4 protein-coding genes are annotated in these 6223 nt (G+C 63.8%); 1 reads left to right on the forward strand and 3 read right to left on the reverse strand.

Going from position 1 to position 6223, the window contains the following annotated elements; all coding sequences use genetic code 11:
* Positions 1-7: 7 nt before the first annotated feature.
* From RT513_RS00425 to RT513_RS00435, 3 genes are all read right to left on the reverse strand, one after another.
* Positions 8-2467 carry a DUF3772 domain-containing protein gene (locus RT513_RS00425; RefSeq protein WP_290689393.1) on the reverse strand — a complete coding sequence of 820 codons (2460 nt, stop codon included), beginning with the start codon at positions 2465-2467 and terminating at the stop codon, positions 8-10.
* A 3-nt stretch (positions 2468-2470) separates the two neighbouring features.
* The gene (locus RT513_RS00430; RefSeq protein ID WP_088213800.1) at positions 2471-3502 is read right to left on the reverse strand and encodes a cysteine synthase A; all 1032 of its coding nucleotides are present in this window, start codon (positions 3500-3502) and stop codon (positions 2471-2473) included.
* A gap of 85 nt (positions 3503-3587) precedes the next feature.
* Positions 3588-4676 (reverse strand): NUDIX domain-containing protein, encoded by a 1089-nt coding sequence (locus RT513_RS00435; protein WP_290689396.1) that lies wholly within the window; start codon positions 4674-4676, stop codon positions 3588-3590.
* Positions 4677-5016: 340 nt separating this feature from the next.
* On the opposite strand from RT513_RS00435, the gene RT513_RS00440 reads away from it, so the two are divergent.
* Positions 5017-6066: an extracellular solute-binding protein gene (locus RT513_RS00440; RefSeq protein WP_290689398.1), complete on the forward strand. Its 1050-nt coding sequence runs from the start codon at positions 5017-5019 to the stop codon at positions 6064-6066.
* Positions 6067-6223: the final 157 nt, after the last annotated feature.

Here is a 6223-nt window from a genome sequence, read left to right on the forward strand (position 1 = left end):
GTGGGCCTCACCGTGTAGGGCTTCCGGCGCGGCGCTGATCGTTTTCCTCTGCCTGCTCCTCGGCCTTGCCGTCGCGCGCCGCTTCCGCATACACCGGATCGGGGGCGGGCTTCTCGCCGAAGATCGCGCCGGGCAGGACATAGGGCGTGCCGTCGCCATCGGCCATGATGGTCTTGCTCGACCCCATGACACCGAAGACGATCCCCTCTTCCTTGAAGCGGCGATGGATGAGGTGGAGCACTTCGTCCTGAACCGCGCCCTTGAAGTTCACGTCCCGGATGATGAGCCGCATCTCGAACGTCAGGTTGCCGCCGTCGATACCGACCAGCCCCACGGAAGGCGGCGGGTTCAAGATCACCATGGGCGGCACCTTGGCGATATCTTCCAGCACCTTCTGCACATGATCGCTGTCATTGACCCCCGACACGGTAACCTGCTGGAGCACACGCCCCGACAGGTTGAAACGCGTGATGTTCGTGACCTGACCGGAGATCAGCGAGGCGTTGGGCACGATGACGTGGTTGCGGTCGAATGTCTCGATCCGGGTCGAACGGACAGAGATCGCGCGCACGCGGCCCTGCACGCCCGCAACCTCGATCCAGTCGCCTTCCGACACGGGACGTTCGATCAGAAGGATGATACCGGAGACAAAGTTCTGCACAATATTCTGCAGGCCGAAACCGATACCGACGGAAAGCGCGGAGGCAAGGATCGCCAGCGATGAAAGGTTGATGCCCGCCGCCGTCATGGCGATGATCGCGGACAGCACGACCCCGACATAGCCAACCCCCAGAACCACCGCCCGCTGCCCGCCGGTGTCCAGCTTGGTCTTGGGGAGGATGGAGGCGCCGAGCGCGCCTTGCAGCAGCTTGGTGACCGTGTAGCCGATAACGAACACGACGACGAAGGTCAGGAAGATGGTGGGAGAGATCTGCACCCCTGCCACGTTGAAGCCGTCGCGGAACTTGATCCACATCTCCGCCAAGTCAGAGCCGCGCGCGCCCCAGATCAGCAGCAGGAAAGGGATCGCCAGCGCGCAGAGCACGAAGCCGAGCAAAACCGGCACGAGGTCACCGCGATTGGCTTCGTCCCCCTTGATCGCCAGCACGTAGATGTCGGCGCAGAGGCCCTGCAGGAACATCACCATGCCGATGAGCGCAAGCGTCATGGCCGCCGGATAGATCAGCGCCGTTGCTGCGGAGACATAGCCGACCGCTGCGAGAAGCGGAGCCAACGCCCCGATGGCAATGGTGACATAGGCCACGTAGCTAATGAGCCGGTGACGGAACAATACCTCCGCACTTGCCGCCGTCGCATTCACCGCATGGGCGCGGATGAGCTGTCCGAAGCGAAAGAGCAGGATCCCGCCCACGACCAGAAGCGGGAAGGCCAGAACGGAAAAGACCTGCGGTTCGGGGTTCGGGATGATCTGCCAGAGCAGGCTGCGAATGGCGAGGAGGATGCCGAACGCCACCATATGAACGCGGGCCTCGCGCCGCCGCTCGGGCGCAAGTTGAAACGGGCTGTCGCCTGCGTCGTCGGGAAAGAGCCGGCCGGCGAGCCAGAGCGCCGCGAAGACAAGAAAACCGGCCCATGGCAGAGTTTCGACGATCGGAAGAGTGCGGACACCCACCATCCCCGAAAGCTGCAACGCCCGGCTCACCAGCACCAGCCCCAGGACCGGGATCACCACCTGACCGAGCGAGACCAGCTTCGCGATGACCTTGGCGCCGCGGAGTGAACTCCGCCCGCTGATATTGCGGACAAGCCGCTCCATCCACACCCGGCCGCGGAGAAGGATCACCGCCGCGACGACAAGGTGGAGCAGGATGATCGGCAGGTTGGAAACGAGGTTCTGACGCCGGAAATCAGACGCGACGTTGCGGTTGACCTCCGCCACGATCCCCTTGCCCGCGTCCAGAAGGGCCCCCGCTGCAACCGTCCAGTTGGCCGGATTCAGCGGCGACGGCGACAACTCCAGAAGGGCATTTGTCTGCCGGTCGCGCAGGATTGCATCGATCTGCTTGATGAGATTGTCGGCCCGCGTATAGGCCTCGACCGCCGCCTTGCCGGGCGCCTCGGCTTCGGAAATCTGGGTCTGAAGCTCCGAGCGGCGCGCCGTGATCTCCGGGACTTCGGTCGTGCCGTCCTCCGGGGGCGCACCCAGCGCGGCGAGTTGGCCCTTCAGCGTGTCGATCCGGCTATTGTTCGCGCCCTGCGCCGTCTGAAACTCGGCCCGGAGAGGGACCAGTTGGGCACGACGCGTGTCGAGTTGCTGATCCGTAACCTCCGGGTCCGCGACCTCGCCCTCTATCTCGCTCGCCGTTTTCTCCCATGCGGCGAAATCAGGCGTGGTCTGCGCGGGTTCCTGCGCGTGGACGGGCGTGACGAAAACCCCGGTTGGCACACCGGAGACGGGCAGGAGCGCAAAGATCAGCGCGATCAGGATACCGGTCAGACGCTGCATGGATCAGCCCTCGAGCACCGAAGGGAGGGGTTGAGCGGGCGTGGCCAGCCATTCCGGCACGGGTAGGTTCTTCGTCCGCAGAAAGGCCGGATTGAACAGCTTTGTCTGGTACCGGGTGCCGTAATCGCACAGCACGGTCACGATGGTCTTGCCCGGACCCAGGTCGCGGGCAAGCCGGATCGCCCCTGCGATGTTGATGCCGGAAGAACCGCCCACGCAAAGCCCCTCCTCCGACAGCAGGTCAAAGATCAGCGGCAGAGCTTCGCCATCCGGGATGCGATAGGCGAAGTCGGGCGTGAAACCTTCCAGATTGGCAGTGATACGGCCCTGCCCGATACCTTCGGTGATCGAATTGCCTTCGGATTTCAGTGTTCCGTGCGCGTAGTATTCGTATAGCGCCGACCCCTCTGGATCCGCCAGCGCGATCTTCACGCCCTTCGGTTGCAGAGCCATGCCGACACCCGCGAAAGTGCCGCCCGACCCGACGGAGGCCACGAAACCATCCACCTTGCCGCCCGTTTCCTCCCAGATCTCGGGGCCGGTCGTCTCAACATGCGCAAGCCGGTTGGCGGTGTTGTCGAACTGGTTGGCCCAGATCGCGCCGTTCGGCTCTGTCTTGGCGAGTTCCGCGGCAAGGCGGCTCGAATAGCGCACATAGTTGTTCGGGTTGGCATAGGGTGCCGCAGGCACCTCCACCAGTTCCGCCCCGGCAAGGCGGATCATGTCCTTCTTCTCCTGGCTCTGCGTCTCGGGAATGACGATCACGGTGCGAAAGCCCATGGCTGCGCCCACAAGCGCCAGGCCAATACCGGTGTTGCCCGCCGTCCCCTCCACGATCGTGCCGCCCGGGGCAAGCTCTCCCCGTGCCACGGCGTCCTTGATGATATAGAGCGCTGCGCGGTCCTTCACCGACTGACCGGGATTCATGAACTCGGCCTTGCCGTAGATGTCGCAGCCGGTCATCTCGCTGGCCTTGCGCAGCCGGATGAGCGGGGTATGACCGATGGAGGCCATGAGATCGCCGTAAACGGGCATTTCCTTCTCCCTCTTCAGGATCGCTTCGGTGATAGGGCCGCCGTCAGACGAACTCAACCCGCACCGTTTCGGTTCAGTTTCCCGTTTACCCGCGGAGCGCGTCACGGTTCATCGCCAGCCACTGCGCCGTCACGACAAGCGGGCCGTTCGCCCCTTCGCCGGAATTGACGAGTTTCAGCAGATCATCAAGGCTCATGAGAAGGCCGCGAATGTCCTCCGCCTCCTCCGCCAGCCCGCCCGTCTGCGCCACGTCATCCGGCAGGTCGCAGAGAGCGACGAAGCAGTAAAGAAATTCGGTCATCGTGCCGGGGCTGGAGTAATAGCGCATGATCTCCCGCACGTCGGAGACGTTCAGGCCCGCCTCCTCCACGGCCTCCCGCACCACCGTGGAGCGCGGGTCTTCGCCCGCATCGATCCGTCCTGCGATCGGCTCGATCAGCCACGGCTGCCGGTCGCCCCGTGCGAAAGGCCCGGGGCGAAACTGCTCGATGACGAGCACCCTGTCCCGCACCGGATCATAGGGGACCAGCGTCGCGGCGTCGCCGGAGACGAAGACCGCACGATTGACGACCGGGCTCATCGTCCCGTCGAAACGGCGAAAGCGCAGATCATATTCCTCAACGGAGAAGAAATGGGCATAGGGCTCCCGCGCTGCGATGACCTCCACATCGCCTGCCTCGGCCACGCCACGCGCCTCCCGCGGCATGTCATTTGCCGCACGGATGCGGGAATGAGCCCGGCCCAGCAACATGGGGAGGCGGGCAAGATGAGCCGTCGGCGGGTTGATCCCGAAGCCGCGCATGATGTCGCGAGCGGTTTCTGCGGTGATATTGCCCCAATCGTCCACCCAGTCATCGAAGGACCAGTCGTGATCGCTGCCCGCCGCACCGGGATAGACCAGCGCCTTGACGCGCCCACGCTCGGTTTCGAGCGTCATGGGCATGGCCTCACCCGCCTCATAGTGATCGAGCCGCGCGCGATCCGCCTCGCTCAGCCCGGTAACCAGCAAGCCGGGCGCGAGCGCCGCCTCCGCCGCGACAAGCACCGGGCCCGTATCGCCCGCCACCACCCGCTGCCCGGACAGCCGCGCCGCGCGGCCGCTAACGGGATGGCCCAATACGGCCTCCAATACGGGGGGGTGACGCAGCGTGCCGTAGAAGAAGAAGTCCGTCATATCCGTCTCCGGGAAGATCGCCGGCACAGTTGCCCGATGGCGACGGGGGCGCAACCCCATCCCCCGTCGTTACCGCCGGCAGAGCACGGTCAACACGCTGACCTGTCGCCATTGGGTAACTTAAAACCATTAAACAATTCTGATAGCATCGTTCTATACCATATTGTTAAAGATGCTGATTGTTCGGTTTCCGTACTGCTTGGGCGGCATGTCCCCTCTCTCTGCCGGGTGGATCGGACGTTCCCGCAGAATCTTGATCGACCGAATACAATCGCCGCTTGAGGCGTCGGGCGCTGTCCTCTAGCCTCGGGAGAAACAGCTCTCCAACAGAGGATCGAGAATGGCCATCAGGACCTGGCTTCTTGGCACGGCCGCCGCGACGCTTGTCGCGCAGGCCGCATGGGCGCAATCGCCGAATTTGCTCGTTTTCGACTGGGCCGGCTTCGAGGATCCGGGGCTTCATCAGGCTTATATCGACAAATATGGCGCAAGTCCGCAGTACAGCTTTTACGCAGATGACGACGAGGCGTTCCAGAAGGTCGTCTCCGGCTTCAAGCCGGACATCGCCCACCCCTGCTCACAGATGATCTCCAAATACCGCGATGCTGGCCTGATCGAGCCGTGGGATACCTCCAAGCTGACCGCCTTCAAGGATCTGGATCCGGAGCTGCTTGATTCCCCCATCTTCAAGGATGACGGAGGGCTGTGGTTCCTGCCGACGGACTGGGCCTCCACCGCCATCGCCTGGAACACGGAGAAGGTACCGGCGGAGGATGTCTCGACCCTTCAGGTGTTCAAGGATCCGAAATACGCCGGCCGCATCTCGCTGCCGAACTCGGTGGACGATATCTGGCCGCTCGCCTTTCTGGCAACCGGCGTGCACGACTGGACCCATGTGACGGACGATCAGTTCAAGGCCGCCGCCGACTGGCTCCGCGAGGTGCATCCGAACGTCCGCGCCTACTGGGCCGATCCGTCAGAGATGGGCCAGCTCATGGCGACGGGAGAGGTGCTGATCGCCTGGTCCTGGCCCGAGGGCGTGACACAGCTTGTTGCGGACGGCTATCCCGTCGGCTTCCAGCGTGAGGCGAAAGAAGGCTCCTCGGCCTTCGTCTGCGGCTTCGTGAACTTCAAGAACGGGCCCGGATCGGAAGATCAGGCCTATGATTTCATGAATGCCTGGCTCCAGCCGTCGTCCGCCGAATATCTGGTGGACGTGTTCGGCTACGGCTCCTCCAACAAGACCGCCATGGATGCGATGGATCCGGAGAAGCTGAAGGAGGCCGGTCTTGGCCCCGTCACGGTCCCGGTGCTGACGCAAAAGCCGCTGGAACAATCGCTTCGCGACCGGATGGTGCAGGAGTTCGAGAAGATCAAGGCCGGCTTCTGAGCCGCAGCCACGGGGTAGCCGGCGAACGGCTACCCTCTTCCCCCACTGGTCCCCGCGCTGGCCCTGCAGAAGATGCCCCTTTCTTCACATCGGGGTTCACCCGTCTCCGGGGCGTTGCAACGGGGTGAACAGGGTATGCTGAGCGTTTCGCCCGAGA

This window comes from Haematobacter sp. (assembly GCF_032102465.1).
Taxonomy (GTDB): domain Bacteria; phylum Pseudomonadota; class Alphaproteobacteria; order Rhodobacterales; family Rhodobacteraceae; genus Haematobacter.

Bases quoted from the DNA above. Each gene is read 5' to 3' on its own strand.
- RT513_RS00425 (WP_290689393.1), bottom strand. From the start codon at position 2,467: ATGCAGCGTCTGACCGGTATCCTGATCGCGCTGATCTTTGCGCTCCTG.
- RT513_RS00430 (WP_088213800.1), bottom strand. From the start codon at position 3,502: ATGCCCGTTTACGGCGATCTCATGGCCTCCATCGGTCATACCCCGCTC.
- RT513_RS00435 (WP_290689396.1), bottom strand. From the start codon at position 4,676: ATGACGGACTTCTTCTTCTACGGCACGCTGCGTCACCCCCCCGTATTG.
- RT513_RS00440 (WP_290689398.1), top strand. From the start codon at position 5,017: ATGGCCATCAGGACCTGGCTTCTTGGCACGGCCGCCGCGACGCTTGTC.